At 58.9% G+C, this 25,726-nt stretch carries 27 protein-coding genes; 13 read left to right on the forward strand and 14 right to left on the reverse strand.

Features of this window, described 5'->3' with window-relative positions; all coding sequences use genetic code 11:
* Nucleotide 1: 1 nt before the first annotated feature.
* From H4I92_RS12650 to H4I92_RS12700, 11 genes are all read right to left on the reverse strand, one after another.
* Nucleotides 2–970, reverse strand: a complete 969-nt coding sequence (locus H4I92_RS12650) for a Brp/Blh family beta-carotene 15,15'-dioxygenase (RefSeq protein WP_077530933.1) — start codon at nt 968–970, stop codon at nt 2–4.
* Nucleotides 967–2,124, reverse strand: coding sequence for a lycopene cyclase family protein (locus H4I92_RS12655; protein ID WP_077530934.1), 1,158 nt, complete (start codon nt 2,122–2,124; stop codon nt 967–969). The genes H4I92_RS12650 and H4I92_RS12655 overlap by 4 nt, the downstream gene beginning before the upstream one ends.
* Complete coding sequence (locus H4I92_RS12660; protein ID WP_077530935.1) at nt 2,114–3,115, reverse strand: phytoene/squalene synthase family protein; 1,002 nt, start codon at nt 3,113–3,115, stop codon at nt 2,114–2,116. The genes H4I92_RS12655 and H4I92_RS12660 overlap by 11 nt, the downstream gene beginning before the upstream one ends.
* Nucleotides 3,112–4,671, reverse strand: coding sequence for a phytoene desaturase family protein (gene crtI / locus H4I92_RS12665; RefSeq protein ID WP_077530936.1), 1,560 nt, complete (start codon nt 4,669–4,671; stop codon nt 3,112–3,114). The genes H4I92_RS12660 and crtI overlap by 4 nt, the downstream gene beginning before the upstream one ends.
* Before the next feature lies 1 nt (nt 4,672).
* Nucleotides 4,673–5,662 (reverse strand): polyprenyl synthetase family protein, encoded by a 990-nt coding sequence (locus H4I92_RS12670; RefSeq protein WP_077530937.1) that lies wholly within the window; start codon nt 5,660–5,662, stop codon nt 4,673–4,675.
* 133 nt (nt 5,663–5,795) lie between these two features.
* Nucleotides 5,796–6,584 (reverse strand): bacteriorhodopsin-like, encoded by a 789-nt coding sequence (locus tag H4I92_RS12675; RefSeq protein WP_077530938.1) that lies wholly within the window; start codon nt 6,582–6,584, stop codon nt 5,796–5,798.
* Nucleotides 6,585–6,810: 226 nt separating this feature from the next.
* Complete coding sequence (gene idi / locus H4I92_RS12680; RefSeq protein WP_077530939.1) at nt 6,811–7,377, reverse strand: isopentenyl-diphosphate Delta-isomerase; 567 nt, start codon at nt 7,375–7,377, stop codon at nt 6,811–6,813.
* A 213-nt stretch (nt 7,378–7,590) separates the two neighbouring features.
* Nucleotides 7,591–7,935 carry a DUF6482 family protein gene (locus H4I92_RS12685; RefSeq protein ID WP_077530940.1) on the reverse strand — a complete coding sequence of 115 codons (345 nt, stop codon included), beginning with the start codon at nt 7,933–7,935 and terminating at the stop codon, nt 7,591–7,593.
* A 109-nt stretch (nt 7,936–8,044) separates the two neighbouring features.
* Nucleotides 8,045–8,812, reverse strand: coding sequence for a polysaccharide deacetylase family protein (locus H4I92_RS12690; RefSeq protein ID WP_077530941.1), 768 nt, complete (start codon nt 8,810–8,812; stop codon nt 8,045–8,047).
* Nucleotides 8,782–9,945, reverse strand: coding sequence for a glycosyltransferase (locus tag H4I92_RS12695; RefSeq protein ID WP_077530942.1), 1,164 nt, complete (start codon nt 9,943–9,945; stop codon nt 8,782–8,784). Before H4I92_RS12695 ends, H4I92_RS12690 begins: the two co-directional genes overlap by 31 nt.
* On the reverse strand, nt 9,926–11,164 hold the full coding sequence (locus H4I92_RS12700; protein ID WP_077530943.1) for a sulfotransferase: 1,239 nt from the start codon (nt 11,162–11,164) through the stop codon (nt 9,926–9,928). The genes H4I92_RS12695 and H4I92_RS12700 overlap by 20 nt, the downstream gene beginning before the upstream one ends.
* Nucleotides 11,165–11,386: 222 nt before the next feature.
* Between H4I92_RS12700 and H4I92_RS12705 the strand changes: the two genes are divergently transcribed.
* Nucleotides 11,387–11,686, forward strand: coding sequence for a hypothetical protein (locus H4I92_RS12705; protein ID WP_077530944.1), 300 nt, complete (start codon nt 11,387–11,389; stop codon nt 11,684–11,686).
* Nucleotides 11,687–11,720: 34 nt separating this feature from the next.
* Here the strand turns inward: H4I92_RS12705 and H4I92_RS12710 are convergent, their stop codons facing one another.
* Both H4I92_RS12710 and H4I92_RS12715 read right to left on the reverse strand, forming a co-directional pair.
* Complete coding sequence (locus H4I92_RS12710) at nt 11,721–12,467, reverse strand: ParA family protein (RefSeq protein WP_077530945.1); 747 nt, start codon at nt 12,465–12,467, stop codon at nt 11,721–11,723.
* 79 nt (nt 12,468–12,546) lie between these two features.
* Nucleotides 12,547–12,915, reverse strand: coding sequence for an ArsR/SmtB family transcription factor (locus tag H4I92_RS12715; protein WP_218668211.1), 369 nt, complete (start codon nt 12,913–12,915; stop codon nt 12,547–12,549).
* A gap of 110 nt (nt 12,916–13,025) precedes the next feature.
* Between H4I92_RS12715 and H4I92_RS12720 the strand changes: the two genes are divergently transcribed.
* Nucleotides 13,026–13,301: a fused DSP-PTPase phosphatase/NAD kinase-like protein gene (locus H4I92_RS12720; RefSeq protein WP_077530946.1), complete on the forward strand. Its 276-nt coding sequence runs from the start codon at nt 13,026–13,028 to the stop codon at nt 13,299–13,301.
* Between the two features lie 33 nt (nt 13,302–13,334).
* Here the strand turns inward: H4I92_RS12720 and H4I92_RS12725 are convergent, their stop codons facing one another.
* The gene (locus H4I92_RS12725) at nt 13,335–14,249 is read right to left on the reverse strand and encodes a sensor domain-containing diguanylate cyclase (protein ID WP_077530947.1); all 915 of its coding nucleotides are present in this window, start codon (nt 14,247–14,249) and stop codon (nt 13,335–13,337) included.
* Between the two features lie 201 nt (nt 14,250–14,450).
* Between H4I92_RS12725 and H4I92_RS12730 the strand changes: the two genes are divergently transcribed.
* From H4I92_RS12730 to H4I92_RS12780, 11 genes are all read left to right on the forward strand, one after another.
* On the forward strand, nt 14,451–15,041 hold the full coding sequence (locus H4I92_RS12730; RefSeq protein ID WP_077530948.1) for an acyl carrier protein phosphodiesterase: 591 nt from the start codon (nt 14,451–14,453) through the stop codon (nt 15,039–15,041).
* A gap of 273 nt (nt 15,042–15,314) precedes the next feature.
* Nucleotides 15,315–15,671, forward strand: coding sequence for a cupin domain-containing protein (locus H4I92_RS12735; RefSeq protein WP_077530949.1), 357 nt, complete (start codon nt 15,315–15,317; stop codon nt 15,669–15,671).
* Nucleotides 15,672–15,700: 29 nt separating this feature from the next.
* The gene (locus H4I92_RS12740; protein WP_077530950.1) at nt 15,701–16,321 is read left to right on the forward strand and encodes a dimethylamine monooxygenase subunit DmmA family protein; all 621 of its coding nucleotides are present in this window, start codon (nt 15,701–15,703) and stop codon (nt 16,319–16,321) included.
* Entirely contained in the window at nt 16,318–17,283 is a 966-nt protein-coding gene (locus tag H4I92_RS12745; protein ID WP_077530951.1) for a PDR/VanB family oxidoreductase, read from the forward strand. The genes H4I92_RS12740 and H4I92_RS12745 overlap by 4 nt, the downstream gene beginning before the upstream one ends.
* Before the next feature lie 41 nt (nt 17,284–17,324).
* Nucleotides 17,325–18,389, forward strand: coding sequence for a heme-dependent oxidative N-demethylase family protein (locus tag H4I92_RS12750; protein WP_077530952.1), 1,065 nt, complete (start codon nt 17,325–17,327; stop codon nt 18,387–18,389).
* A gap of 118 nt (nt 18,390–18,507) precedes the next feature.
* Nucleotides 18,508–20,376 (forward strand): methyl-accepting chemotaxis protein, encoded by a 1,869-nt coding sequence (locus tag H4I92_RS12755; RefSeq protein WP_077530953.1) that lies wholly within the window; start codon nt 18,508–18,510, stop codon nt 20,374–20,376.
* Nucleotides 20,377–20,408: 32 nt separating this feature from the next.
* Nucleotides 20,409–21,314 carry a DMT family transporter gene (locus tag H4I92_RS12760; RefSeq protein ID WP_077530954.1) on the forward strand — a complete coding sequence of 302 codons (906 nt, stop codon included), beginning with the start codon at nt 20,409–20,411 and terminating at the stop codon, nt 21,312–21,314.
* A gap of 271 nt (nt 21,315–21,585) precedes the next feature.
* Nucleotides 21,586–22,887, forward strand: a complete 1,302-nt coding sequence (locus H4I92_RS12765; protein WP_077530955.1) for an ammonium transporter — start codon at nt 21,586–21,588, stop codon at nt 22,885–22,887.
* A gap of 71 nt (nt 22,888–22,958) precedes the next feature.
* Nucleotides 22,959–23,168 (forward strand): hypothetical protein, encoded by a 210-nt coding sequence (locus H4I92_RS12770; RefSeq protein WP_143512685.1) that lies wholly within the window; start codon nt 22,959–22,961, stop codon nt 23,166–23,168.
* Nucleotides 23,169–23,622: 454 nt separating this feature from the next.
* Nucleotides 23,623–24,477, forward strand: a complete 855-nt coding sequence (gene purU, locus H4I92_RS12775; RefSeq protein WP_143512688.1) for a formyltetrahydrofolate deformylase — start codon at nt 23,623–23,625, stop codon at nt 24,475–24,477.
* Nucleotides 24,478–24,484: 7 nt separating this feature from the next.
* The gene (locus H4I92_RS12780; RefSeq protein ID WP_077530957.1) at nt 24,485–25,726 is read left to right on the forward strand and encodes an FAD-dependent oxidoreductase; all 1,242 of its coding nucleotides are present in this window, start codon (nt 24,485–24,487) and stop codon (nt 25,724–25,726) included.

Consider the following 25,726-nt stretch of genomic DNA (forward strand, 5'->3'; position numbering starts at 1 on the left):
ATCAGGGCTGCTTCTGGTTGCCTTCCCACCAGAATTTGACCATCAGTCCATGGGGCAGCGTGAGAGCCGCCAGGGCCCAAAACATAACGCGGATGGCTTCCACCAGGAGGCGGGAGTCCGGCTCTAAAAATACCATCACTGCCCATGCCCCGAGTGCAAGAACGATGGCGGCGAATGTTGCCGGAGCGGCCTTTTGCCACAGAAACGCCAGAGTGGATCTGGTCTTCGCACGCCCGAGCCCCTGCTGGATGACGGAGAGGAAGTGGCGAATGCTGTGGACAACGCAAAAGTAGAACGCAAAGGCCAACAACGGCGGTAGTGCTACCAGTGCTGTTGCCACCAGGACCAGCTCCGCCAGAACACGTGTGCCAAGTTGGGCGTAATGGCGGTAGGCCAGGATTCCGAAACCCAATAGCCACACACCTGCCAGTAACGGCCCGGCGGGCTCCAGCACTGAGAGCACTGCTTGTGGCTCACGCTTGATCAGCCACGCGAAAAGCTCACTGGTCTGGCTCGTGTGACCAAGGATCGGGCCAAGTATCGGCAGGCTTCCGCAAAGCCACAGTAGGAGGGCATTGGGGTGGGCGCTGAGAAAGGTGGCATCCGTGAAACCAAAGTGCCAGATGGAGAGAGCCAGGAACACCAGTAACGCCAATACTGGGAAGAACCAAATCAAGGCCACAAAGGCGAGGGAAGCGATGACATAGAGGCTGGTAAGAAGCGCCAGTCTGCCCGGCTCGTTCAAGGCGAGGTGCTTGAGGATCAGGGGGTCGGCACCGCCGTGAGAGAGGCCGAAAATGCCGATTGGCACCAGCACGATCCAGAACTGCTGCTCAATTGACAGCGGTGGTAACGCAAGGGCTGCCAACACTGCAACAAGGGCCGCAGCCAGAACGCTCCATTGATGGCGGCGTCCCCCGTTGCTGCCGTAGAGGCTGGCCCTGACCTTGTTTATCGTTTCGTCGTTCATACAAGTGCCGCTTTCAGGAAAGGCCCTGGCGGTAACGCGCTGGCAATCGCCATTGCATCACGCAGGCAGGGCTGGTCGTTCATGAATCGACTCATCTGGGCCCCCGTAGTGGCAGAGAACAGTGCCAGAAACCATTCAGACGCCTTGTCAGGGTGGCGCCGGAGTGCGCGCAGGAAAACCCGGTCCATCCATTCGAGCCAGTAACTACGTGCGGTGGGCGGTTGAAGGTGCCATCGATTCGAGGCCTTGGCCGCTAGAATCTGCTGCGCCAGCATCATGCTGCACCGCTGGCAGGTTGCAAAATGGTAGCCGGTGGCAGCGCGCATCCAGCCAGCGCCAACCCCGGCTTTGATCACCCGGCCGGAGCGACGCTCGCTGCTGATCGGGATCATGGGCAGCATCGAGGATTCCTCGCGCAGCACCCGGTAGTCCTTGATGCCCTCACTGGCGAGCCAGCTTTCAAGTTTTGCCTCGCAGTCCTGGTTGTATCTTTGGGGCTGGAATGCGGTCCATTCGACGAGCAGATGATGCTCATCCTTGGGCAGAAGGTAGACGAAACAGGGATAATCATCGCAGGGCTGGAAGTCCATAAGTCGAGCGGTTGTAACCTCATAGCCATGGTCAGGGCAATGGATCTCCATGCCGGTAAAGACCTGCCAGAAGCCAGTGGTGGTTGTCTCTGGCAGGTTTGCGGGCGGTCGGGTGTCCACTACCGCATGGGCGCGCACTTCGACGGTATCGGTTATGACCTGAATTATGTTCTCGCCCTCATTGATGGTCTCTACGTTTACGCCCTGCTGGAGGGTCAGTGCCGGGCATGCTTCGATGCGATGCAGTGCATGCCGGTAAAGGGCGTCCGCGGGTAGCAGGGCGTAAGAAGTCCGCGGACTGGACTGCACTACGCGTGTTTTCCCGGCGCTGACCTGCCATTGCGGCCAGCGGTGGGTGATCAGTTGACGGAAGGGGTGATCCTCGCGATCCCAGAAGCACCAGGTACGGTCATTGTCGTAGGTGGTTCTGGGCTCAAGCAGGCGCACACGGGGCATGGCCTGCCCATTGCGGCTCGACAGTTCCTCCAGCCAGCAGGCGAGGCTGAGGCCTGTAAGGCCGGCGCCAATGATCACGATATCCTCATCCGGATCGTTAGCTTCCATAGCCCCTCTCTGCCCGCTGATCGCGTTCTGCCGCGGTGCATTTGTTTCGCTGATTGGCTCCGGGATAAGTGGAAAGGTCACGGTGTAAAAGGGCATCGTGCCCGCTTGCCTTATCAGGCGAGGGGATCAACGCCAGCCGCACTACCGCTGCGAGTGACACCTGGATCTTGCGGAGCGGACCGACCATGCTGCGACGCTGCCAATAGGCTGCCTCGCCACGGCGAAGAATCTGGCGTCCGATCTCGCGGTAAAGCCGGGCGGCCACGGCTATGGCGATTCGGGGCCTGGCTGGCAGGTACCACAATCCCTGCCAGCCGCTGGCGTAGTAGGTCTCAGCGTGCGAGAGCAGCTCGCGAACACCAAGCCAGGCGTTATGGCGGGAGGACACATCTCCCCTAACCAGTGCGCCTGGGTGGAGGTGGCCCGCCGCGCCCTTTGCTGGTAGATAAACCCGGCCCAGCTCAGCGTCCTCCAGGACATCCCGTGCAATGTTCGTCATCTGCATGGCGATCCCCAGGTCAATGGCATGGGGCAGGGCCCGCGCTCGTGGTTCCGCGCCAAGAAGGCAGCTCATCATGACGCCCACTGTTCCGGCCACGCCATAGCAATACTGAAGCAGTTCCGCGTGGTCTGTCATATGCACTGGATTGAGGTCCTGCTGCACCGTGGCGATGAGTTCTTGCAGCGCCTCCATGGCAACCGGGTATCCGCCCAGAAGGTCACTGGCCTGCTCGTAGACCGGTTTCTGTGGTTCGGCCGGGGGAGCGCCGTGCGCCAGGGCTTCGTTCAGCGCATGAAGCTGTTCACCCGCATAAACGCGTTGTGAGGGGGTTACGGCCTCGTCGGCCAGGTCGTCAATCCTGCGGCATAGGCTGTAAAGGCTTGCTGCACTGGCCATCTGGTCACCGCTCAACAACTGACCTGCCCAGTGAAAGCTGCGACCATTGCGTCGCAACACGTCAGTACTGGCGCCAGTCTGGTCCAGAGTCATGGTCCCGCCCCATTGGTCGTCGAGGCATCGATTCTGCCCGCCCGTTGTTCAGGCTGCATTTCCCAACGGTTTACCAGCCGCTCAACAACGCCGGCTGAAGAGACCACACCCGGCACGCCAGCGCCCGGATGGACGCCTGCGCCCACAAAGAACAGGTTGGGATAGCGTGGTGACTGATTATGGAATCGCAGGCCGGCGGATTGCGTGAGCGTGGGCGCGATGGAGAAGCCACTGCCATGGGGGCTGTTGAGCGCATCATGAAAGTAGACCGGTGAGACACTGCGCTTCGCCCGTATCTGTGCATGGAGGTCCGGCATGAGACGCCGCGCAAGAATATCGACAATGCGCTGCTCCAGCTCCGGCGCGAGCTGTGTCCAGTCCTGATTGCCCTGGAGGTTCGGGACGGGCGCCAGCACGTAGAAGGCATCGCCGTTGGCGGGTGCCATTGAGGGATCGGTCGCGCCGGGGCGGTGCAGGTAGAGGCTCAGGTCATCCGGTACTTCATGCTGATCAAAGATCTGGTCGAGAATCTCACGGAAGGTCTCGCCAAAGACGATGGTGTGATGTTCGAGCTGGGAGTAGATGCGATCGGTCGTGAAATAGAGCACGAACAACCCCATTGAGTGCTTGAGACGCGCCCGGTGGCCGTCCGCAATGCGCTGCAGAGCCGTACGGGCAATCCAGTGGTTGTAGACGTAGAGTGGGTCGGCGTTACTCACCAGCAGGTCGGCTTCGAAACGCTGGCCGCTGCCAGTGAGAGCCGCGCGCACCACCCCCCCCTCCATCTCAAGGCGCTCGACGGATTGTCCGGTGTGCAGCCGCCCGCCGTGACGCTGGAAGAGTGCGGCCAATGCATTGACCAGGGCGCCAGTGCCGCCCTTGGCATACCAGACCCCACCCCTGCGTTCTAGCGCATGGATCAGCGCGTAGAGTGACGAGGTCCGGAACGGGTTACCGCCGACAAGCAGCGAGGGTACGGAAAACGCCCTGCGCAGGCGTTCATCCCGGAAGAACCGGGCCACAAACTGGTAGATGCTCCTGTCCGCTCTCAGCCGAACAAGGTCCGGAAAGACGTCCAGCATATCGCTGATCCGGGTGAAGGGGCGGGTGGCCAACTCCACAAAGCCGCGCTGATACATGGCCCCGGCAGCCTCAAGAAAGGCGTGATACTGGCTGCCTTCTCCGGGCGACAACCGCTCGATTTCCTCAATAATCGCCTCGGTGGTATCCCTGTAGTCGAAGTGGGAGCCGTCCGTGAAGTCCATGCGGTAAAACGGGGCGACCGGCAGAAAAGTGACATGATCTTCAATGTTTTCGCCGAAACGCTCAAACAGTTCCGAGAAGATAAATGGGGCAGTGATGACCGTTGGTCCGGCGTCAAAATGGTGGCCATCCAGTTCAAACGTTCTGGCGCGTCCGCCAAGGTCAGCGTGCTTTTCCAGAAGGTCTACAGCATAACCGCGCGCAAGCAGGCGGAGAGCGACGGCCAGTCCACCAAAGCCCGCACCGACAACGACAGCTTTTGTCTGTCTGCTACTGCTGTGTAATTGCGCCATGTCATGCAGGCCCTGCGTCTTGTAGGCTGTTCTGCCGGTGTGCGAGGGCTCTTTGCTCCAGCTGTATCAGTAATGGTTGCAATCTGGGAGCCAAGGATACGGGTACCCTGGTTTCCAGATCGCCCAGGGTCTCTCTGGCGCGGTTAAGGGAGGCTTGGGCATGCAATGTCGCTCGCTGAATGCGCTGCCCGGTACCCCCTTGCCCCGGGGGGCAGTGGTGATGCCAAGCGTGAAACGGATGCAGGCCTTCTACGCCGTTTTCCAGATCATCCAGGTCGTCGATGATCTGATAGGCCAGCCCAATGGCGTTCGCCAGTCGCCCCATGCGGCTCTGGACGTCGGCTTCCGCCCCGGCAGCCACCGCGCCGGTTATGAGCGGTAATTCAATGAGTGGCACAGTCTTGGCTGCGGTGGTGTAAAGATAGTCCCGGAAGTTGGGGTGTGCCCGCTGGTGGGAAGAAGCGACTTCCCGACTTTGCCCAACAATGGTGCGACTGGTCATGGTCGTCAGCTGTCGCACAAGTGAGCTTGATTCCTGTGGATCAGTGAGATCGGCAGCAACACCAAAGGCTGTGCATAAAAGAAGATCGCCGGTACACAGGGCGACTTCGCTACCGAACTGTTTCCAGACAGACGGTTTGCCGCGCCGGTGCTCGTCGCCATCCGAGAGGTCATCGTGCACCAGTGAGGCGTTATGAATCAGTTCGCAGGCGGCTGCAGCCGCTACGCGGTATTGGTTGGAACACTGAAAGGTGTGGCCGCTGGCGAGCGCCAGACGCGCCCTCAACAGGCTGCCGGTTGTGCTGTTCTGATAGCTGGCGGCCTCTGTAGCAGGGCCGTGGTCCAGTCCCAACAGGCGCTCCTTGATCAACGCCTGTACCTGCCTCAGCTCCCGGGCGTCAGCTTCGCTATCATTAACCGTTATGTTCGGCGTGGGTCGTTCATTGGTTCGGACGGCATCCACATCGGTTGTTACGCAGGGGATCGTCATTGTTGTACTCCCTTGGTACCGATTTGTTGCGACTGCGCGTTGATGCTGGCGGCAATTACCACCAGATCAAACCGAAGCGGCGCCGGACCTGTCGTCCGACGCCTCTTCATGGTTTCAAGCCGCTTAGAAACCCTCAGGCCTTTTTGTTGGCTGAGGTGCCCGAACCACTCTTCCCTTCATCTTCTGTTTTACGCAGTGCAATCGTGAATATGAACAGGCCAAACACTGCCTTCGCGACGATATCCGCAATCGTATAGCCGGTTTCCACCGCAACGATGGCTGACCCACCGGTGAAGCCTACAAGCGGGAACAGGTAGACGATGGGATAGAACGCCCAGGATGCGACGACAAGATACGACGCAATGTTGATCAGGCTTTTCACGTTCTCCGGCTGCTTATCGATCGACTCCCTAAGTCCTATTACCAGTTGATAAACGATATAAAGGAACGGAATCATCGAAAGAATCCAGAAGATCATGCGTGTACCGATGGTCTCTGCAACTTCACCGGGATACCCCAGTATAATCATCAGAGCTGCGGCGCCCCCCAGCTTCAGGGATTTGTTGATGGTTTCCTGCTGGGTGAATTTCATGACCAGAATCAGCTCAATCAGCAGAAGCGGCACTGTCAGCAGCCAGTCCACATAGCGATAGGCCCGGTTGAATGGTTCATCACCTGTAACCACTTCCCCCGCCTGAATGCTTGCCGCATGGTCCCACGACAGCATGATCTGCAGGTAATGATAGGCCGCAATAGCGGTCACCAGCCCGGTAATGGTGACGGCCATCCGGTAGGCGGGTGCCACGGAAGAACGCATCAACCACAGGAAGATCGTGGTAGATGCCATTACCGCAAACCCGAAGGAAAACGCATTCGCGATAAACGAATACTGATCCATGGACAGCGTTTCAAGGTTAAGCATTGTTATGGCTCCCTCTGACGGTTGTTGCTGAGCTTGAGGTCCGACGCTACCTTAGCGTCGCAACGCTTACACAGCACTGGCCCCTTACTTATGCGGGGCGCGCGAGTTTTGCCGCAGAGGCGTCCTCTGCCAGCTCACTCATAGAAAGGTTACGCGCCATTCAGGAAATCAGATTAAAAGTTATAAAGTTTTGGTTGTAATTGGGTGTCGTTGCGCCGCGAGCGCCTTAAAGCGCTTTCACCCGGTCCCAGAAATTGTTGCGCAGGTTAGGCCATTCCAGCTTAAGCCAAGGGGTGTAGTGTTCCGGAGTTTCGACCAGTTTCCGATCCATCGCTTCAGGAGTGATATAGCGCCAGTCGGCGATCTCGCTTTCATTAACCTCAACCAGAGAATCTGAGCGCGCTATATAGACCGAGCATAGCTCGCGCTCAGTACCGGGCTCACCGAAGGAGGCGTGATAGCTGAAGCGGTAGAGAAACTCCGGTTGTACAGTGATGGCAAGTTCTTCCTGGACGCGGCGTTCCACGGACTCCAGCTCGTCCTCGCCACGCCGTGGATGGCTGCAGCAACTGTTTGACCAGTAAAGTGGCCACAAGGGTTTGTGGGAGCTGCGTTTCTGCAGAAGCAACTCATTGTTGCGATTGAAGACAAAGAGGGAAAATGCGCGGTGCAGCCGACCCTCACCCTGATGGCATGCCACCTTGGAGTCATACCCCAGCACCTGGTTGTTCTCATCAACGAGGATCAGGGGCTCCTCGTCAAAGGAGACAATGTTCGTTCGGCTTTGGCCCATCGATCCTCTTCCTCCGGGTATTGCCTGATTTCGGCGATGAAATGCGCGGAATCCCTTCCGCCGTATAGTGGGGAGGCATTTGACTGAACGTTCGGTTCAAGGGAATGAAAGTACCCATAGTCACAGCTCCACTCTGATTGAATACGACAGTGGAAGCCGGTTCAGCTCTTTCCAGCGGTAGAAAGTAATGCTCTGGCGAGTAGGTTGCCTGAGTCAGGTGAAAGCGATTCTTGTGCCATTGGCCAGCATTTCTTCCTGAGTAGGCGCATGGCCATCAACGCCGATCATCTCGTCGCCGCACTGATCACTCCAGGTCAGTACGCCATGGGTTAGACCGATGCTGCCAAGGAGCTCGCGAATCTTACCTGTGCCGTAAAACGTGAGCGTGCGACCCTGATCGTCGCTGAGCTGTGTGTTGCTGCCGCCGTCATGGAAGCGCACCGTATAGATGCCATCCATCGACTGTACTTCAACAAGGGGGGATAGGCCTTGAGCCATTGCCTGTGAGAGTTGTTTCAGGGTTGTGTGATCGCCGAGTTGGTAAGTTTGGATAGTCATTGTTTTCCCTCCGCCCGGGATGTGTGATTCAAGAATAAGACGGTCCCGGCTTTCAGGCAATTCCCGTTGGCCTGCAGATGTTTTTTCCCGGGTGGGTTATAGAACCAGATTACCCGTGGCTACCGGGCGACTGCGGGTAAGTCTTGTAGCAGTCTACCCGGCCAAGCAGGGCCTCCAGTTGATCAGCCAGAGGGTATTGCCAGTCGTAGGGATGGATGGCAATACGCAGAGGAATCTGACGCCGAATCGCCAGCCATGCATTGACCTGGTTACTGAGTCGCGTAGCGATCGCACGCCACCAGCGGTCGGCCTCGAAACCGGCTACGGGTAAATGCTGCCGGCGGTCGGTCTGGAGGTCGTGGAGCCCGCGAAGGGTCTCAATATAGCGGAATGGCGTGGTGGCGAGCGTGTCGCGCTCGACCGCCCCCAGGGCCCAGGCGGGTGGAATGTAGACATCACAGGAGCCAAGCCCCACTTCCAGGAACCAGTTCTGGCACCTGTGCATCAACTGGGCGATGCTGCTGTCGGTCAGCGAAAGATGCTCCGCGGCACGGTTGGACAGGATAAGGCTGTGCAGCCGGTGCCTCAGCGTCCGGGGCGGTCCGCATTCATGGCACCAGCCATGGCCGATCATGGTGTACCCCTGTTGTGCCAAACCGTGCAGCCAACTCAGGTCTTGCGGTGTCCAGGCTCGGCTTGGAACGACCAGAAGGGCGACGGCATCAGGAGGGATGGCGTCCAGGCGCTGCAGTATGCGCTCAACTTGATGCCGAGTCTCCGGCATAACGTCATGCACGGAAACCAGTGCAGAGAGCTCTGCGGTAACGGCAAGAGGCTGAACCGGAATCAATAGCGGCTGTCCAGGCGCTGCAGCCATGCCACGGTTCCAGTGGGATGGCTTACTGTTCTCGGCTCCCGCTTTGTTGCTGCCTGCATCAGCACTTCGAGCCACTGGTTTACAGCGCCCGAACTAACGCTGACGGCGGCTTGCCGGCTTTGTTCAGCGAGTGACTGGCGTTGTTCGGCGGGCAGTGCTTCCATCCGCTGAAGGGCCTGGCCGAGGTTTTCGTCACCCTGCACGCTGAACAGGGATTGCCGGAGTTCAGGCCATTGGTTTATGCCACACTGGGGCGAGGTCAGTACCAGCCGTTGCCGCATCATCGCTTCCAGCGCGACCGTACCGAACGCTTCCACCGAGGAGGGCAGTACCAGCGCATCTACCCGGTCCAGCCAGTCGATGATCTCCGTTCGGGGGAGCCAGCCAAGAAGCTGCACATTGTCGAGCTTTCGCGCCGCTTTCTCGATTTCGGGTCGCTGGGGCCCATCACCCGCAATGAGAAAATCCAGGTCCGGCCGTTGGCGTGCCAACTCGATGAAAGCCTCAATGTTTTTCTCCGCGGCCAGCCGTCCCACATACAGAACGGACTGAAGCCGTTCGCGGAGGGGCGTTACGGGTCTGTCCAGAAAAGTCCGGGCGACCGGAGTACCGATCCGTCTGGGGCTGGGGATGCCGGCGGCTCTGGCGAGCCCTGTCATATGGTCGCTGACGGTGATTGCGGAGTACGCACGGCGGGACATGGTCAGGTTCAGCCAGTCCATAAGGCGGCCGCCCAGGTAGCCTGCCACACGATTGAAGTAGATCCGGGCCAGTTGCCGGTAGTCTGTCTGGTAGGTAACGCATACTGGAATGCCCAGCTTGCTGGCCAGCCAGAAGCCGGCCAGGGAGTAGAGGCCAGGGCCGGGGACCACCACTACGTGAGGTTGTACGTCGAGAAAGATGCGTGTGAGAACACGCATTCTCGGGAGATAGAGTTTCTGTGTGGGGTCGCCCGGAACAGGCAGTGCGAGGCCCTGGTAGGCCCTTGGGTTATCCATGCTCGGGGCGATCAGTTCCGCTTGCCCGATCCGTTGATCGAGATGGTCCACCAGATCCTGAAAGTAGGTGCCAACGCCGTTCCGCCCCTGGATCGCGTCGACAACAAACAGGACTCTAAGCTCGCTCGTTTCCATGCTGCGAAGTATCGGAGCTCACTGTGAAAGTGGTGTGAACGTCGTCTGATGTTTCAGTGACAGACGGCTTCTGGTCTGCATCAGCCAGCTCCCTGATCACAGGACCAAGGTCACGCTCGATCATGGTCTTATCCAATCCGAGGTTGGCGAGTGAATACCGGTGTCTGCTTGTATAGCCCCTGGCTTTATGCTCTTCGCGGTTCAGTACGGCTTTGTACTCGTTCGTGGGCTCCCAGCCCAGCCGTGTGTAAAGACGTTCGATCTGGCGCCTGGGTTCCGGGGTGAGGTCTTCCATGGCCATGAGCGCATACTGGTCCCGTTCCATTGGCGTAAGGTTAGTGAGAAGGTGACGGGCCTGGAATTTCAGCATGGCAATGAGCTTCCGGCTCAGCGCTGAACTGGGATCCCTGTGGTCGAAAAGGCGCGCGCCTTGCTGGAGCGAACTGACCAGAGAAGGAGCAGCAGCCTCGGGTGTACGGTAACAGGCAATGAACTGAGCATCCGGGAATTGGCGGACCAGGGTCCTGATCACGGGCGTGAATGACGGGTTCTTGGACAGGAAGCGCCGTTCCGTACCGTGGACGTACAGATGACGCTGGACAAGGCTTTTGTAGAACGTCATAACCTGGCACTGCTCCTTGGGGCTCAGCTGCTCGTCAAAATACGCCAGGCGCCAGACGCGCTCGACAGGGAAGGGAAGTACCAACAAGAAACAGGCTCCGACAAGGGAAAGCGCCAGGTAATCTTCCTCGGTATCCCGTAATCCCGTCTGGTGGACGTCGCCAAACCAACCGAAAACCACGTTTTCAGCCAAGGCCAGGGATCTGCCCAAGGGTCGGCCCAGGACCCGGTCCACGCGACCGACGCCCAGCCAAAAATAGCGTTGGGTAATGGAGGGTGCGAAAATCAGTTCCCAGAGCCTGGTAGAGGTAAAGCGCTTTTCGTCCTTCGCTAGAAGACGATGCAGAAAGGTAGTGCCACTCCTCGGCATGCCGAGAACGAATACCGGCCGATTTACAACAACCTTCCGAAAGCCGGGGAACAGCAGTCGATCCAGAGCCAGTCCCGTGGCGTTGACTGACTGGATCAATGTGTAGGCCGGCAGAAATACGCCCATCACAGCCGCGCGCTTGAGGGTCAATCGCCCCTGGCTTTCCGGTCCTGGACGTAGAGTATCGCCCAGTAAACGGGCGTGGTTCCTGAGCGCGAGCGTCAGCATGGTTTTTCCTGTGTTTCCAGTTGGGAAGAGGTTAGCCCTATCAAGTGACAGGGGGGTTACAGCCAGCACTGGTCCGTTCGGGGATCGCGAGCCGGGGAACTGCGGGATTGCTGTGTCACCAAATCGTTAAATTAGCTCGCTAGGATGGCCTCCAAGAACCCGGAACGGGAGCCTGAGTTGGTGCGGGCTCTCACCATTACATCCTGTGTGCCGGAGGTTTTGATGGGTATGGCCATGTCTCAGATCCAAAGAGAAATTGCGCGGGGGTGCAAGGGGCTGGAAAACATCGATTATGTGCCCCAGGAAAAACTTGAAGTTATTGCAACCGATGTGTTTATACGGATCAGGCTATCGGAAGACGGTGAGCAGGAAACGATGCTCATCAGCGGGATTCGGGCGGCTCTTTTCCAGTATGTGAAAGCGCTTGGGATACAGGTACTGCCCATCAACAACGGCCGTTCGAGTGGACGTCTTGATGGCCCAGTCGATGTTTTCAGTGTGGGTCGGAGTGCTCCGGATTAGGATGACCTGGGCAGGTCATCCAAGGTGTCCTGGGTCAGAGCTTTAGTTTATCCCTGATTTCCTGCCACAGCTCACGGTAGGCTTGTGCTGCCTTGCTTCGCCGAGCCATCAGCTCCAGTGGCTTTCTCTCTTCGCCCATTCGCTCGATCGCGCTGGCGTTTGGAATCACCGCATTTAATGCCCGCGGCAGGGTTTTGGCCCGGTTGTCCGCTAACTCCCTGTGGAGTGTTTTCCGACGATCGACCATCGAGAAGAATGGCCGCAGGCGCTTGGCTTTAATCTTGTGGTCTTTCGCGAAACCGTCGATTTGCTCCCAGCTGTTGAGTGAGAGCTTCGTCGGGATGATGGGCACGTAGACCGCATTCGCGGTCTCCATGACCTGCTCGGCAAGTTCCGAGAGTGATGGTGGGCAATCGAGAATGACCAGAGCTGTTTCCTCACTCAGGGACTTGAGCCATTGTTTGAGTTCCCGGCCCGAGCCAGCCTGACTGAGCTTGATGTCGAAATTGCGCGCACTCTGGTGGGCCGGGATCAACTCGAGTTTAGGGTATGGCGTCGAACGGACGTAATCGCCAACAGGCGATTTGCCTTTGATCAGGGGTGCAAGTTTCCTGCCAGGCTGTGGTGTGTCTTCAGACAGAAACCAAGTGGCTGCTCCCTGAGGATCCAGATCCCACAGAAGTGTGGATATACCTGCCTGGCTCGCAAGATACGCAACATTCACGGCGGCTGACGTTTTTCCAACACCGCCTTTAACGTTATGAAATGCGATGATCTGCATGCATGCTCATAATTCGACTCAGAATTTGGATCGTATTATAGGGTTGAATTTCTCTTACTTTATGTCAATTCAATGACAGTCAGGAACTTAAAGTTGCATCGGGTGCACAGTAAAGCTCATAAAGGCGGCTCATCAGCGCCACAATCCGCGGGTCCCGAATGCGGTAAAGCACCAACTGTCCCTCCTTCCTGAAACTGACGAGGTTTTCAGCTCTGAGGCGTGCCAGGTGCTGGGAGAGGGCTGACTGGCTGAGTGGCACACTGCTGTTGATGGACCCCACGGATTTCTCGCCCTCGGTCAGCGTGCACAGAATCATCAGCCGGTTGGGGTTGGCGATCGACTTAAGAACCTGGCTCGCCTCGGCTGCGTGCTCAGCCATTTCATCCGGCGTAAGGGCCGAGGCGCCGCTGAACTGCTGCAGGGTTCTCGCATAGTCCTCTGGATCCATAAGTCGCTCTCCGGTTTTGGGTCAGATTATACCGCGTTAGGTGGCTCTTGTATTTGCAACGGATACTTTCCAGTCTTTATATTAGTAATACTTAATATAAGGTAGAAATTGTGGAGAGAGACGATGATGAAGAACCGTGTTATTCCAGCAAGGCCCCTACCGGAGAGCAGGTAGAGGAGTTCGCCAGGATTGTCTCCACGACGGGTAACTACCCCGTTCTGGTGCACTGCGCCAGCAGTAATCGGGTAGGCGCGATGTGGGCTCTGTATCGCCATCATATGGGCGTGCCCGCGGAGATCGCTCTGGAGGAGGCCAAGGCAGCCGGGCTGAAGACCAGTCGGGTACCGGCAGTGCGGGAACGTGTCGGTCTGGGTGCGTCCCAGTAGAAGTCTTTGAGGCCAGGAAGCAGGGAGCCGGCGTCAGGGCTCAATCCTATTGCGTCCGTTGGCCTTTGCTTCATAGAGCATGTTGTCCGCCTGTCTGATCAGTTTCTCCATGTCGGAATCCGAAGTGGGAATGATCGATGTGAGGCCAATGCTGGCTGTGAGGTATTTGCCGGTGGGGGAATGTAGGTTGAGTATCTTTGCTTCGGTGAGGTTTCGCAGGAACTGGTTGGCCAGCTGCCGTGCCTGTTCCAGTGACGTGTCACCCCAGATCAGGGCGAACTCTTCACCTCCGTACCGGGCACAGGTATCGCTTGGCCTGTTTACGGTTTCCTGAAGGAGGGAGGCAACCCGGCGCAGGGTGTCATCACCGACCTGATGGCCAAAGGTGTCATTCAGTAGTTTGAAATGATCCAGATCCACGATGGCCATGCTGACCGGTTTGCCCAGCCTCATGCACCGGCGGACTTCCTCATGAAGGAATTCGTCAAAGGCGCGCCGGTTGGCGATCCCGGTCAGCCCATCGATGCGTGCGAGCGCGCTGACTTTTTCCTCGGCCAGCTTCCGTTCCGTGATGTTCTGGTGGACGATCACAAAGTAGCTGCCCTCATTCAACTGCAATGGCGCAACCCGCATCATGAACCAGCGTTTTTCATCGGGGCTGTGACAGGGGTATTCAAGATAGAATTCCGGTCGTCTGCCGCTCACAACACTGCGTATGCCCTCAGCGGCTCCCGCGCCGAACTCATCTCCCATGGCGGATGCCTTGTCGCACGCCGCAAGGTAATTGAGCGTCTGCCAGTGGTCACCAGGGATGCAGGCGTCGTTGTTTTCCCCGTAGTCACGCCACGCCCTATTCACATACTGGATAGTGCCGGCCTCATCAATCACCACGATGGTTTCGCTGACGGAATCAAGAATCGCGCGTAAGAAATCCGGTGAGTGTTCCAATATGAGTGTCCTTTACGACTGGGGAACAGGAACCATGTGCTGACCGTTCTTTCTCAAATCGGTATTCCCTCATGCCTTGATTCCATTGTCGCTCCTGTTGCTGCCCAGTGCTACCCGGGAGAAGCCGTAACCATCCTTTGTCGGCGGGCTGGAGTCTGAGACTATTGGGGCATCCATGCAGAAATGTAAGAGGAGCGTGCAGTGAATCATCTCGCCCATCTCTTTCTGGCTCCGGATTCGTCGGAGGCCAGGGTTGGCAGCGTTCTTGGTGATTTCTGCCGTGGCGTGAGGGTTCAGGCTCTGCCGGAGGAGGTGCAGTGGGGCGTGCAGCACCATCTCTCGGTCGACAGCTACACGGACCGCCATCCCCAGGTCCTGGCGAGTCGGCGCCTGTTCTCGGCGCGGCGCCGGCGCTTTGCCGGCGTCGCGCTGGATATCCTCTATGATCACTATCTGCTCAGATACTGGCCTGAATTCAGTGGCCGGGATCCTGATGCCTTTATCCGGCAGGTCTACCGTGAGCTCCAGGAACACGAACACCTTATGCCGGATCCAATGATCCGTGTGACCCGGCGGATCACTCTGGACGACTGGTTTGGCCATTATCGGGACCTCGATAACATCGGCTATGCGCTGGATCGGGTTGCCGGTCGTATCCGGTTTCCGAACCGATTTGACGGCATCATCGAGGAGATACGTCAAAACGACCAGACTCTCGAAGCGCATTTCCTCTGTTTCTTCCGCGATCTGCAACGCGATCTCGGGGCGAGTCAGCCACCAGCTCCCATCTGAGCAATCCCCGCCTCGAGCCGCCTGATGTCCTGCAAGAGTGCATCAGGACTCCAGCTGCACTAAGAATGAACGCAATGACGACCGTTACCTGTCGTGAGCGGTGGCTATGCAGCCAGCTTCCGTGCCCAGCCCTGTAGCCATAAAAAGCATAATATCAATACTTTGAGTTCTTTCCAGAAACGGGCAGCGTCCTTTGAGATCTCCCTGGCAAATCTTTTGCATTCTTTTTGAGAAAATTTGATTCCCACAGAGAAACAAGTAAGGAGATCTCTCATGAAGAAGATGACCCATTTTCCCGGTGCTTCCGAGCGCAGCTTTCCGAGCATGGAAGTCGAGGGGTGCAATGCCTGGCTCGGGGACGTCGCGGTATCGGATGACCCGGACAAGACCATTGTGAGCGGCTTCTTCCGCATGGAGCAGTCCGATAAGCCACTGGTCTATGACTACACCTACCATGAGATGAAGTGCATCTTTGCCGGAGGTTTCACCATCACGGATGAAACCGGCCAGAGTGTCGAAGCCCGTCCTGGTGATGTTTTCTATTTCCCTGCCGGCAGTCAGATCACGTTCGAGACCGATGATTTCGGCGTCGGGTTCTTCTGCGGACAGCGCCGGGAAGGCGAAGGGTAGTGGGTTAACCGTGATGGAGGAGGTTCGGCATGTCGATGCCAGGCATCAAGAGCAAACCAGTCTATACCGGACTCACGCCTGATCCGGGGGCCTGCCAGCATGTACTCGCGGGCGAAGGTCCGGGAACGGAGGCACTGTTGCGGATGCGCCGCGAATTGGCCGAAGGGAATGACGGCATGGCGCCGGCGGCATCGTCAGTGGCTCTGTTCTATACGGCAGGTGCTGGTCCTGACCGGGGGGATGAGTTGGCCCGCGACGGTCATGGCTCTCCCCGCTTTTTCCCCGATACCGATGGGCTTTGCCAAGCGTTGAATGAATACCTTGCTGATGCCGGTATGGGGGTACGGCTGTACGTTGCCGGCAGTGAAGCATTTCTTTGGCGGGTCGTGGCAAGTGCCCGCGATGGGGTGGGCATGTCGGAGGCGGCCATCCAGATGGAGCGGTGCGGTCCGCCAGCGCGACCGGTGTGCTGCATACACTGCAAAACGACCGATCCTGCCGTATCCACTACCGTATACCAGTGTCCTGGCTGTGGCCTGAATCTTTTCGTCCGGGATCACTTCTCACGCCGGCTGGGTGTCTACCAGGGGGTCTGTGTGGACGCCGAGGCGCCGGGTGACGTGCCTGAGCCGGAGGAGCTTGATTCATGATCACCTCACAGCAACCCAGTATCCCGGTGCGGGTGGCCGGAATCGATCAGGTCACACCCTCGGTGAAGACCTTTACCCTCGAGCACGCTGAGGGCATTACCCTGCCATGTTTCTCCGGGGGCAGCCACGTGGTTGTCACCATGAAGGATGCGCAGGGGCAGGTCTGCCACCGCAATCCCTACTCACTCACCAGTCCGCCGGATGACGGCCGCTGTTACCGGATCTCGGTGCGCCGTGACGATGCGGGGCGGGGCGGCTCCCTGTTCATGCATGAGCGGCTCGGTGAGGGCGATCTCCTGGAAATATCCGCGCCCGTCAACCTGTTCCCTTTGAATGTCCTTGCCCGCCGGCATGTGCTTATTGCTGGCGGTATCGGGATAACGCCGTTTCTCGCACAGATGCACGAGCTGCGCCAGCGTGGCGTGCCCTATGAGTTGCATTACCAGTTCAGGGATGACGATGGCGCTCCCTATCGGGATGCCATTGCTGCCCGGGAGCCCACCGCCACCTTCTACGAAAGCGATCGAGGCGAGTACCTGGATCCGCTCGCGATTCTGCGTGATCAGCCGCTGGGCACCCATGTCTACGTCTGTGGCCCTGCCGGACTGATTGAAAGGGTCAGCGATGCTGCGGCTCAGCTTGGGTGGCCGGCGCGCCATGTCCATGCCGAAGCGTTTACAGCGCCGCCTGTGGGGGAGCCGTTCACGGTGGTCTGTAACAGGAGTGAACGGGAGATCGAGGTGCCCGGTACTGCCAGTGTTCTGGAAGCGCTGGAGGGAGCAGGGCTGGAACCGCCGTGCTCCTGCCGGGGCGGTGCCTGCGGTGAATGCGAAACCAGAGTGCTCGAAGGCGATATCGAGCATTACGACCATTTCCTGTCCGACGACGTGAAAGCGGCAAACAGCCGGATGATGATCTGTGTATCCAGGGCCCGCTCACAACGCGTCGTGCTGGATCTATAGGCCGGCGGTGCCGGCGGCGGTGAACGCTCAGGAGTCGAACCATGCAAGCAGAAACAACAGTCGCAGAGCCGAATGTGAAACCCGTGGAAACCTTCCGCGATGACTTCACCTACAGCAACAGTCCGGAGGCTATACGGCGATTCCCGTTTCCGTTTCCCGAGGACAGCTACATGTACTCGGTCAACATCGAGCCGCACAATGGCGGGCCTCCGGGTTCGGCCTACGCACCGGCTTTCGACATTGACGAGCACTATCTGTCAGAGATCGAGGAACGCCGCCGGGTGCTGGAAGAGGATCCCAGCCGCTGCACGGTGCTGCCGCACATGATGACGGCCCAGTGGGATACGCTCGAGCTTCTCATGGAGTCGCTTTCCACGGACTACCCGCAGCACTTCACACTGACCCGGGATGGCGATCGCTGGACCTGGGAGAACCGGTTGCTGGGTATCCGTGACACCTTTACGTTCGGGGATCCAGAGACCCTGCCACGGGAGCCGTTCGAGTACATCACGCGCCAGGTCCAGGGGGATTTCACCCTGCACGATCAGCGCGATGACATGCTCTACATGGATGGCGGCATGCTCACCTGTCAGGCGGACTGGTCGCTTCAGTTCGATCTGGGCATGAACTTCCATGAGTGGCACGGGCCGGTGCCGCGAGCCCATGAAATGGGCATCTTTGACCGCGCGCTCAAGTACCTCCTGAATCTGCAGGTGGGCCATCCCGTCCGGCGCCTGAACTGGACCATGACGGTCAACCCGCGTATGGATACGTCGCCGGAGAACTACCACAAGTGGGGCATCGACCGGGCTCGCGTAACACCGGAGAACGTCGGCGACAAAGCTCACCTGCGCGTTGAGCTGCAGGCCCTTTATCGGTTACCGCGCAGCAACGCCGTGCTGTTCAGCATCCGCTGCTATCTCATCAGCGTGAACGAGCTCGCCACCATCCCCAAATGGGCCAAGCGCTTCCATCGTGTGCTGAAAACGCTTCCTGATGATCTGGCGGACTACAAGGGCTTTATCGACTATCGCCCTCTCGTCGTGGATTACCTGTCCCAGTTCGATGATGGGGAAGAACTGACGCCGGGCGCAGCGCCCGGGTAGAGGGTGTTTACATGCCGGAGGGAGCCAGGCGCAGACACTCTTCTGGCTGGCCTGCAATTTGCTTTATCCCGAGTATCACAGGAAGTCGGTCTGTAATGAACCCATACAGGAGTAGGCCATGCTTTTGATCCCCGGACTGGGTCAGCGCAACAAGGAAAATGGGGCGAGCCAGGAAAGCCTGCCTGAATGGCTGCATGCCCTGGAGTCCGGGGAAGTGCACAGGGCACTGGCGATTGGGGGAAGCGCCATACCGGATAATGTGCGTCATGGCCTGGAGTCGGTGCAGGCTGTGGAGCAGGCGGGCGGCTCACCACGTGCCTTGCAGCTGCTCGCAGAGCGGGCCGAGGCTCTGGTCGCTCACGCGGAACAGGGCCTTGATGTGGTTGATACCACGCTCGGTGAAATAGGGGCCCGTTCGGAGGAACAGCAGACGTTCCTGGGCCAGACGCGCGAGCAGCTTGATGAGAGTGATCGCAACGCTGACTCGCTGCGCACCGCGATGGATCAGGAGCTACAGGAAACGCACCAGTTTTTTACTGATCGCTTCGCGACCCTGTCGGAACGGATCGAACATCAGTCCGAGCGATCCCGGGCATTCATCAAGACGATTGATGACATCAGCCGGACCGTCCAGCTGCTGTCACTCAATGCATCCATTGAAGCGGCGCATGCCGGGGAAGCGGGCAAGGGGTTCGCGGTTGTCGCCTCGGAGATCCGGGACCTGGCCATGCGGACCCAGCAGAGTGCGCGTGAGGCGGACGAGCAGATTGACCTGACGGCTGTCTCCGAGTCCCTGTCGCAGGTTCTGAGTGATGCGGAAGCGCGCCTGGAAACACTCTCCCATCAGGTCAGCGATTCACTGGGAACTTCCCATCGTCTGCTGGGATCCATGAGCGGCTACATCGACAAGATCCAGAGCAATAACCGAATCATCAGTGAGACGGTTGCCCTGGCGGGTGATACGACCCGTCATGCCCGGACCCGCAGTGAATGGAGTCGCACTACGCTCCGTGAGGTTGCTGGCGGTCATGCGGGAGACGACCCGCGTGAGGCTCGGAAGGCTGTCGCGAGTGTACTCCAACGGGAACGTATTACGCCGGATCCCGGCTATGATCGACTGGCTGACATCCGTGAACGCGGGGTGATCCGGATCGCGATTGAGCCGGCCTTTCTGGGGGTCTCGTTCCGTTCCTCACCGAACGAACCGCTCAAGGGCCTTGATGCGGAATGCGCGCGTGCCTTCGCCGACTGGCTCGGGGTTCGCTGTGAGTTCGTGGAGCACCCCTGGGCGCTCTGTACCCAGCTGCTGGAAGCGGGCCGCAAAAGGGGAGAGCCCGAGGCGGATGTGGCGTGGAGCGCCCTGCCGCCAGTGGCGGGATATGACCGGGCTGCTTTCTCCGAACCCTACGCCTTTCTCCCCTACGTGCTGGCCCGCCGGGCCGGTGATGAGCGCATTACCGGTCTCGCCGATCTGGAAGGGCGGGTGCTCGGGGTGATCAATGACCCCGCCGCGCTGCAGATACTGGAGCAGAAGGGACTGCGCTGGCAGGCCAATGCCGGCAAGCCGGGCGGAACGATCCGGTTGGCCAATCTTCTGGCGTACAATGACCAGAGCGTCATTCACGACAGCCTGGCCAACGGCGTGGTGGATGCGTTTGCCGTGGATCTGCCCATCTATCACTGGGTCTGCTACGGCGAGGACAGCCCCATGCGGGGGCAGCTTGAAATCCTGCCGGGTAATATTGACGATGAACTGTGGTACTACAGCGCTGCCGTGGCCAATTCGCCGGGGAGTTACACGCTCCTCGAAAGCATCAACCGGTTTATCCGGGAGTTCCGCCAGACTCAGACCTACCAGGGCATACTCCAGCAGTGGTTGGGCCAAGTCTACGATAATCCTGGCTGGCAGTACCCTGAAGGCGTTGTCACGGTTGCCGAGCTGGAGCGGACCCACCAGGCGCACTGCCGCCATTTCAGTATTGATTGAGCCCGCATGATGTCCAGCCGAGGTGAGTTGACATGAAAGAGGCCCGGTTGGGGAGTGTCGTTGTCGTTCTGGTGGGCTGCCTGTGGGGCACCTACTGGTTTCCGCTGCGTCAGATCAATGAAGCGGCACCACTTGGCTCCTGGGCAACGGTCTGTGCCCTGTTCTTTGCCTGTGCGCTGCTTGCGCCCTGGGTTATTCCCTCTCGCCACCGGATCCGGCGGACGGGCCTGGGTACGCTCATGGTCACGGGAGCCGGTGGTGGGGCGTTCGTTCTGTACTCGAATGGGCTTCTTTATGGCCAGGTGGCTGTCGTTATCCTGCTGTTTTACCTGACCCCGATCTGGAGCACCCTGATCGGCCGGCTGTGGTTCGGATGGCCGATTACACCTTGGCGCGTGGGGGCCATTGTGCTGGGGTTTGTTGGGATCGCGCTGGTCATGGGCCCATCCAACGGCGGCATACCACTGCCCAGCGGCATCGGTGACTGGATGGCATTGATGTCCGGGCTTGTCTGGGCGATCTCCTCAACCGGCATCCGGACCCAGCCGGGTCTGAGTGCCGTGGAGTGTAACTTCGTGTTCTGCCTTGGTGGCCTAATTACTGCACTCCTGCTGGCATTGGCTCTCGATGGTGTGGCTATGCCTGGTATCAGTTCCGGGAATCTGGGCGGAGTCGTGGCCTGGGCGCTGTTTCTTGGCGGGGTCTGGTGGGCGTTCGCGCTGACTGCCTTTCTCTGGAGCGCCCAGCGGATGGAGCCTGCCCGTGTGGGGATCCTGCTGATGGGGGAAGTGGTGGTAGGTATGGTCTCAGCGGTCCTGCTTGCCGGGGAACACCTGGGTGGCTGGATGGTGCTGGGCGCCGTCATGGTGGTAACAGCGGCCGTGATCGAGACCTGGCCCCGTGAAGCCACCGCCCATACGGCTGCAGCCTGCCCCTGATCCTCCCCTCAGAGCGCACCCTGTGCACTGTCCTGAAGAGCCCAGACCCCGACACGCCCGTGATTGGGGCACGGTCAGGGCTCTGGCTGTCCTCTGCGTTCGCTCCCATCTCAGCACCTTCCCCCTCAACCCATTGAATTCCAGGGAAGTTAAACGGGGCATCGCTTCGTTTCGACCCTGTGTGGCCCGCAGCTTGCATAGGTAATAACGGGGAAGAAACATAGTTTCTTTGTAGTAAAAGAAGTGCCTGTCAACTGCGGGAGTGGAGCTGATGGAAGAGCAACTGAGTCAACTGCAATCAACGGTGGAGCTGTTGAGCGCCGTCGATATGGAGATTTACTACTGGTGGTGTACCGCCATCATGTTTCTTATTCACGCCGGCTTTCTTGCCTATGAAATGGGGGCGTCACGAGTCAAGAACTCGCTGACGGCAGGGGTCAAGAATATCCTGGCACTGGCCTACCTGATTCCGGCTTTTTACTTTGTAGGTTGGTGGATCTACAACGCTTTTCCCGGAGGTTTCACGATAACGGAAGGCGCTTCGGCAGCCGCCCCCTGGAGTTCGAATATGGGGCCCAACCTATCGGACAAGGGAACCGGGGTTTTCTGGGCTGCCTTTACCCTGTTTGGTGCCACCACGGCATCAATCCTTTCGGGGGCAGCGATTGAAAGGATCCGGCTGAGTGCCTATGTGATCCTGGCGTGCGTGCTCGGGGCCGGCGTCTGGATTCTGGGCGGCGCCTGGGGCTGGCATCCGGACGGCTGGCTGCTGACAGAGCTGGGCTATCACGACATCGGAGCCGCTGGGGTCGTTCACACCGTGGCCGGGTTCTTTGCGCTGGGTGTGCTGATCAACCTGGGTGCGCGCGTGGGCAAATACGGCCCCAATGGTGAGATCAATGATATCCGTCCGCACAACCTGCCCATGGCGTTGATTGGTCTGATGCTGATCATCGTCGGCTTCTTTGGCTTCCTGGGTGGCTGCATCATCTACAACGTGGGTAGTGACTGGACCACCATCTATGGCAACCCAACGAACCTGTCCGCGTTTGGTTTCAATACGCTGATGGGCTTTGCCGGTGGCGTTATCGGTGCCTACGCGATCAGCCGTGAGCCTTTCTGGATGATGTCCGGCGCCCTTGCCGGGATCATTTCCGCGGCGGCGGGTCTGGATGTCTATTATCCGCCGGTTGCCTTCCTGGTTGCCTTCATCGGCGGCTGTCTCGCACCGATTGGCGGTCGCATGCTTGAAAAAGCCGGTATCGACGATGCGGTGGGCGCTATCTCGGTTCATGGTTTCGCCGGTGTCTGGAGCCTTATTGCCTCCGGGATCTTCCTGCACGGTTATCCGAATGTGGGCGATCTGCCGGACGTTACCTTCATCGGGCAGCTGATCGGTGCAGTCGTGATGATGGCGCTTGGCTTTGTTCCTGGCTATGGGCTGTCACTTGCCATGAAATCCCTGGGAGTCCTTCGGGTACCCGAGGAGGTCGAAAAGATTGGTCTGGATGCGGTGGAAGTTCCGTCCGTGGCCTATCCGGAATCATCCATCCCAGCCCGCGCGAACCAGTGAGCTGGAGGATGCATGAGGGTCGCCCTGGCTGGCGACCCATCGTATCAACCTGTTAAAGAAGGAGTTGAACTATGGATCCTAGTACATTTGCTGCGTGGGAAGGGGCTAATGCGGTATTCACCTTCGGGCCCGGCTCAGCTGGAATGTGGCTGTTCCTGCTGGGTGCCATTGGGATCGGGATCGGGGTTCTTGGTCGGATGATCATCCATGAGAACCAGACGTTCCGGTCCCTGGACCCGGACCTGGTGAAGGAAGGGGGAATGCGGGGCGCCAACATCTGACCCCGCAGGACCATCAACCAATCCCCGGGGAGGCTGTGTGCGAGTTGAGCGGCACAGACCTCTCGGGGGTACTCGAAGCCCTGGAGTTCCCAGGGCTTCTTTTGTTTTCGTACAGGAATACCCGCTCCGAACCATACCGCTCACTGCAGGTGAGACCCGCCCGTATTTCTTTCAGGCAACTGATGGCTTTCACCCGGTTACAGCCCTGGATGCCGGACTCTTTCTTTACACCGCCGGCAGGGCGAAGAAGCATGCGTTTTTTTAGGTCAGTAAAAAAAGATTCGCACAAAGAAAGTGCAGGAGTGGTCAGGTCGGTTTCTTTCTTTGTTCCATAGATTTCTGAATCAAAAGATTTTCCCGTTTCTCTGAAGGGCGGTGTGGTGAAGCTGTGAGTTGGCAAGGGGATTGCATTCTTTATATGAAACAAAGTTGATTAATGAGAAACTATCATCCAATGAATCGCAGATACCGACTCATACTGTCCTGTCCCGATGATCTGGGTATCGTGGCCGCCATAACGGATGCCGTCGCCCAGCACGGTGGTTGGATTACGGAAGCCCATCAGTTTGCGGATCCGGATCACGGCTGGTTTTTCATGCGCTACGAGGTAAGTGCCGACAGCCTGCCTTTTGATGGGGACGGGTTCAGGGAGGTGCTGGCTCCCATCGCCCGCCGGTTTTCCATGCAGTGGCGGGTTACCGACTCGGAAAAGCGCCAGCGCGTGATCATCCTGGCCAGCCGCGAGTCCCACTGCCTTTCGGATCTGCTGTACCGGTGGCGCAGCGGCGATATGGCGTTTGATATTCCCTGTGTTGTGTCCAATCACCCGGACCTGCGCGACTTCGTGGAATGGCACGGGATCGAGTTCATCCATCTTCCTGTGGATCCGCAGGATCGGGAAGCGGCTTTCGTCGCCCTGGACGATATATTCCAGCGCAGGCAGGCGGACACCATTGTCCTCGCGCGCTATATGCAGATCCTGCCGCCCTTCCTCTGCGAGCGTTACCAGGGGCAGATCATCAATATCCATCACAGCTTTCTGCCGTCCTTTGCCGGTGCCCATCCCTACCGGCAGGCGGCAGAGCGTGGCGTGAAGCTCATCGGCGCCACCAGCCATTTCGCGACGCCCGATCTCGATGCCGGCCCGATCATTGAGCAGGACGTTGTGCGGGTTAATCACCACAACACGGTCGCGGACATGGTCCAGCTCGGCCGGGATGTGGAGAAGACCGTACTGGCCCGGGCACTGCGTTATCAGCTCGAGGACCGGGTCCTTATCCACGGCAACAAAACCGTCATTTTCCAATAGGTGTGCTATGTCATTGCATCTGCTGAAACTGGGACTGAAAGGGACGGACGATGAACCACGGTTCTTCCCTCAGCCCGGCGAGCTTAAGTCTCACTACGATGTGGTCATCATCGGCGGCGGCGGCCACGGCCTGGCCTGCGCCTACTACCTGGCGCGGGATCACGGCATCCGCAATGTCGCTGTTCTTGAGCAGGGTTATCTGGGCGGCGGTAATACGGGGCGGAACACGACCATCGTGCGCTCCAACTACCTGACGCCCGAGGGGGTCCGTTTCTACGATGCCAGCCTGCGGTTGTTCCAGGACCTTTCCGAGGACCTGGACATCAACCTGTTCTACTCCACACGCGGCCATTACACCCTGGCACATTCCGATGACGCCATGCGCACCATGCGCTGGCGTGCGGAGGTCAACCGGCACCAGGGCGTGGAAAGCCATGTGGTCGATCGCGACTATGTGACGCAGGCAATCCCGGGCCTGGATCCGGATTGCGGTGGCTCGCAGCCAGTGATGGGGGCCCTTTATCACGCCCCGGGGGCAGTGGCACGCCATGACGCGGTTGCCTGGGGCTATGGTCGTGCCGCCGCGGCGCGTGGCGTGGAGCTCCACCAGAAAACCCGGGTCACTGGCATCCAGCAGTCCGGGGGGCGGGTGCGTGGCGTTACCACCGACCGGGGCACGATTGAGTGCGACTCGGTGATTTCAATGGTGGCGGGATCAACGCCCATCATCACCGACATGGTTGGGCTGCCCACGCCGATTGAGATTTTCCCCCTGCAGGCCTGTGTTACGGAGCCGGTTAAACCCTTTCTCAACACCATCGTGGTGTCCGGAAGCCTCCACCTCTATCTCAGCCAGTCCTCGCGGGGCGAGCTGGTCATGGGTGCGGCGGTGGATCCCTTCGTGCTTCATTCAACCCGTTCCACATTCGGGTTCGTTGAGGGGCTGGCGGACAACATCGTCGACCTGATGCCGTTTACCTCCCGGCTGCGAGTGGTCCGCCAGTGGGCCGGCATGAGCGATCTTACGCCGGATTTCGCGCCGATCATGGGAACCACGCCGCTGTCTGGCTTCTATCTGGACGCCGGCTGGGGTACTTGGGGTTTCAAGGCGACTCCCATCAGCGGCAAGACCATGGCGGAGACCGTGGCCACCGGCCGTAACCATGAGCTGATCGAACCTTTCCGTTACTCCCGTTTCCGCGACTTTGAACTGGTCGGGGAAAAGGGAGCCGCTTCAGTGGGGCATTGA

The organism is Vreelandella halophila (assembly GCF_019903425.1).
Classification (GTDB): Bacteria; Pseudomonadota; Gammaproteobacteria; order Pseudomonadales; family Oleiphilaceae; genus Halospina; species Halospina halophila.

Excerpts from the sequence above, each read along its gene's own strand:
- H4I92_RS12700 (WP_077530943.1), bottom strand. The coding sequence starts at position 11,164 with ATGCTGACGCTCGCGCTCAGGAACCACGCCCGTTTACTGGGCGATACT.
- H4I92_RS12690 (WP_077530941.1), bottom strand. The coding sequence starts at position 8,812 with ATGGCTGCAGCGCCTGGACAGCCGCTATTGATTCCGGTTCAGCCTCTT.
- purU (WP_143512688.1), top strand. The coding sequence starts at position 23,623 with ATGAATCGCAGATACCGACTCATACTGTCCTGTCCCGATGATCTGGGT.
- H4I92_RS12765 (WP_077530955.1), top strand. The coding sequence starts at position 21,586 with ATGGAAGAGCAACTGAGTCAACTGCAATCAACGGTGGAGCTGTTGAGC.
- H4I92_RS12780 (WP_077530957.1), top strand. The coding sequence starts at position 24,485 with ATGTCATTGCATCTGCTGAAACTGGGACTGAAAGGGACGGACGATGAA.
- H4I92_RS12705 (WP_077530944.1), top strand. The coding sequence starts at position 11,387 with ATGGGTATGGCCATGTCTCAGATCCAAAGAGAAATTGCGCGGGGGTGC.
- H4I92_RS12710 (WP_077530945.1), bottom strand. The coding sequence starts at position 12,467 with ATGCAGATCATCGCATTTCATAACGTTAAAGGCGGTGTTGGAAAAACG.
- H4I92_RS12670 (WP_077530937.1), bottom strand. The coding sequence starts at position 5,662 with ATGACGATCCCCTGCGTAACAACCGATGTGGATGCCGTCCGAACCAAT.
- H4I92_RS12715 (WP_218668211.1), bottom strand. The coding sequence starts at position 12,915 with ATGGATCCAGAGGACTATGCGAGAACCCTGCAGCAGTTCAGCGGCGCC.
- H4I92_RS12760 (WP_077530954.1), top strand. The coding sequence starts at position 20,409 with ATGAAAGAGGCCCGGTTGGGGAGTGTCGTTGTCGTTCTGGTGGGCTGC.
- H4I92_RS12650 (WP_077530933.1), bottom strand. The coding sequence starts at position 970 with ATGAACGACGAAACGATAAACAAGGTCAGGGCCAGCCTCTACGGCAGC.
- H4I92_RS12660 (WP_077530935.1), bottom strand. The coding sequence starts at position 3,115 with ATGACTCTGGACCAGACTGGCGCCAGTACTGACGTGTTGCGACGCAAT.
- idi (WP_077530939.1), bottom strand. The coding sequence starts at position 7,377 with ATGGGCCAAAGCCGAACGAACATTGTCTCCTTTGACGAGGAGCCCCTG.
- H4I92_RS12750 (WP_077530952.1), top strand. The coding sequence starts at position 17,325 with ATGCAAGCAGAAACAACAGTCGCAGAGCCGAATGTGAAACCCGTGGAA.
- H4I92_RS12685 (WP_077530940.1), bottom strand. The coding sequence starts at position 7,935 with ATGACTATCCAAACTTACCAACTCGGCGATCACACAACCCTGAAACAA.
- H4I92_RS12745 (WP_077530951.1), top strand. The coding sequence starts at position 16,318 with ATGATCACCTCACAGCAACCCAGTATCCCGGTGCGGGTGGCCGGAATC.
- crtI (WP_077530936.1), bottom strand. The coding sequence starts at position 4,671 with ATGGCGCAATTACACAGCAGTAGCAGACAGACAAAAGCTGTCGTTGTC.
- H4I92_RS12740 (WP_077530950.1), top strand. The coding sequence starts at position 15,701 with ATGTCGATGCCAGGCATCAAGAGCAAACCAGTCTATACCGGACTCACG.
- H4I92_RS12770 (WP_143512685.1), top strand. The coding sequence starts at position 22,959 with ATGGATCCTAGTACATTTGCTGCGTGGGAAGGGGCTAATGCGGTATTC.
- H4I92_RS12755 (WP_077530953.1), top strand. The coding sequence starts at position 18,508 with ATGCTTTTGATCCCCGGACTGGGTCAGCGCAACAAGGAAAATGGGGCG.
- H4I92_RS12655 (WP_077530934.1), bottom strand. The coding sequence starts at position 2,124 with ATGGAAGCTAACGATCCGGATGAGGATATCGTGATCATTGGCGCCGGC.
- H4I92_RS12675 (WP_077530938.1), bottom strand. The coding sequence starts at position 6,584 with ATGCTTAACCTTGAAACGCTGTCCATGGATCAGTATTCGTTTATCGCG.
- H4I92_RS12735 (WP_077530949.1), top strand. The coding sequence starts at position 15,315 with ATGAAGAAGATGACCCATTTTCCCGGTGCTTCCGAGCGCAGCTTTCCG.
- H4I92_RS12695 (WP_077530942.1), bottom strand. The coding sequence starts at position 9,945 with ATGGAAACGAGCGAGCTTAGAGTCCTGTTTGTTGTCGACGCGATCCAG.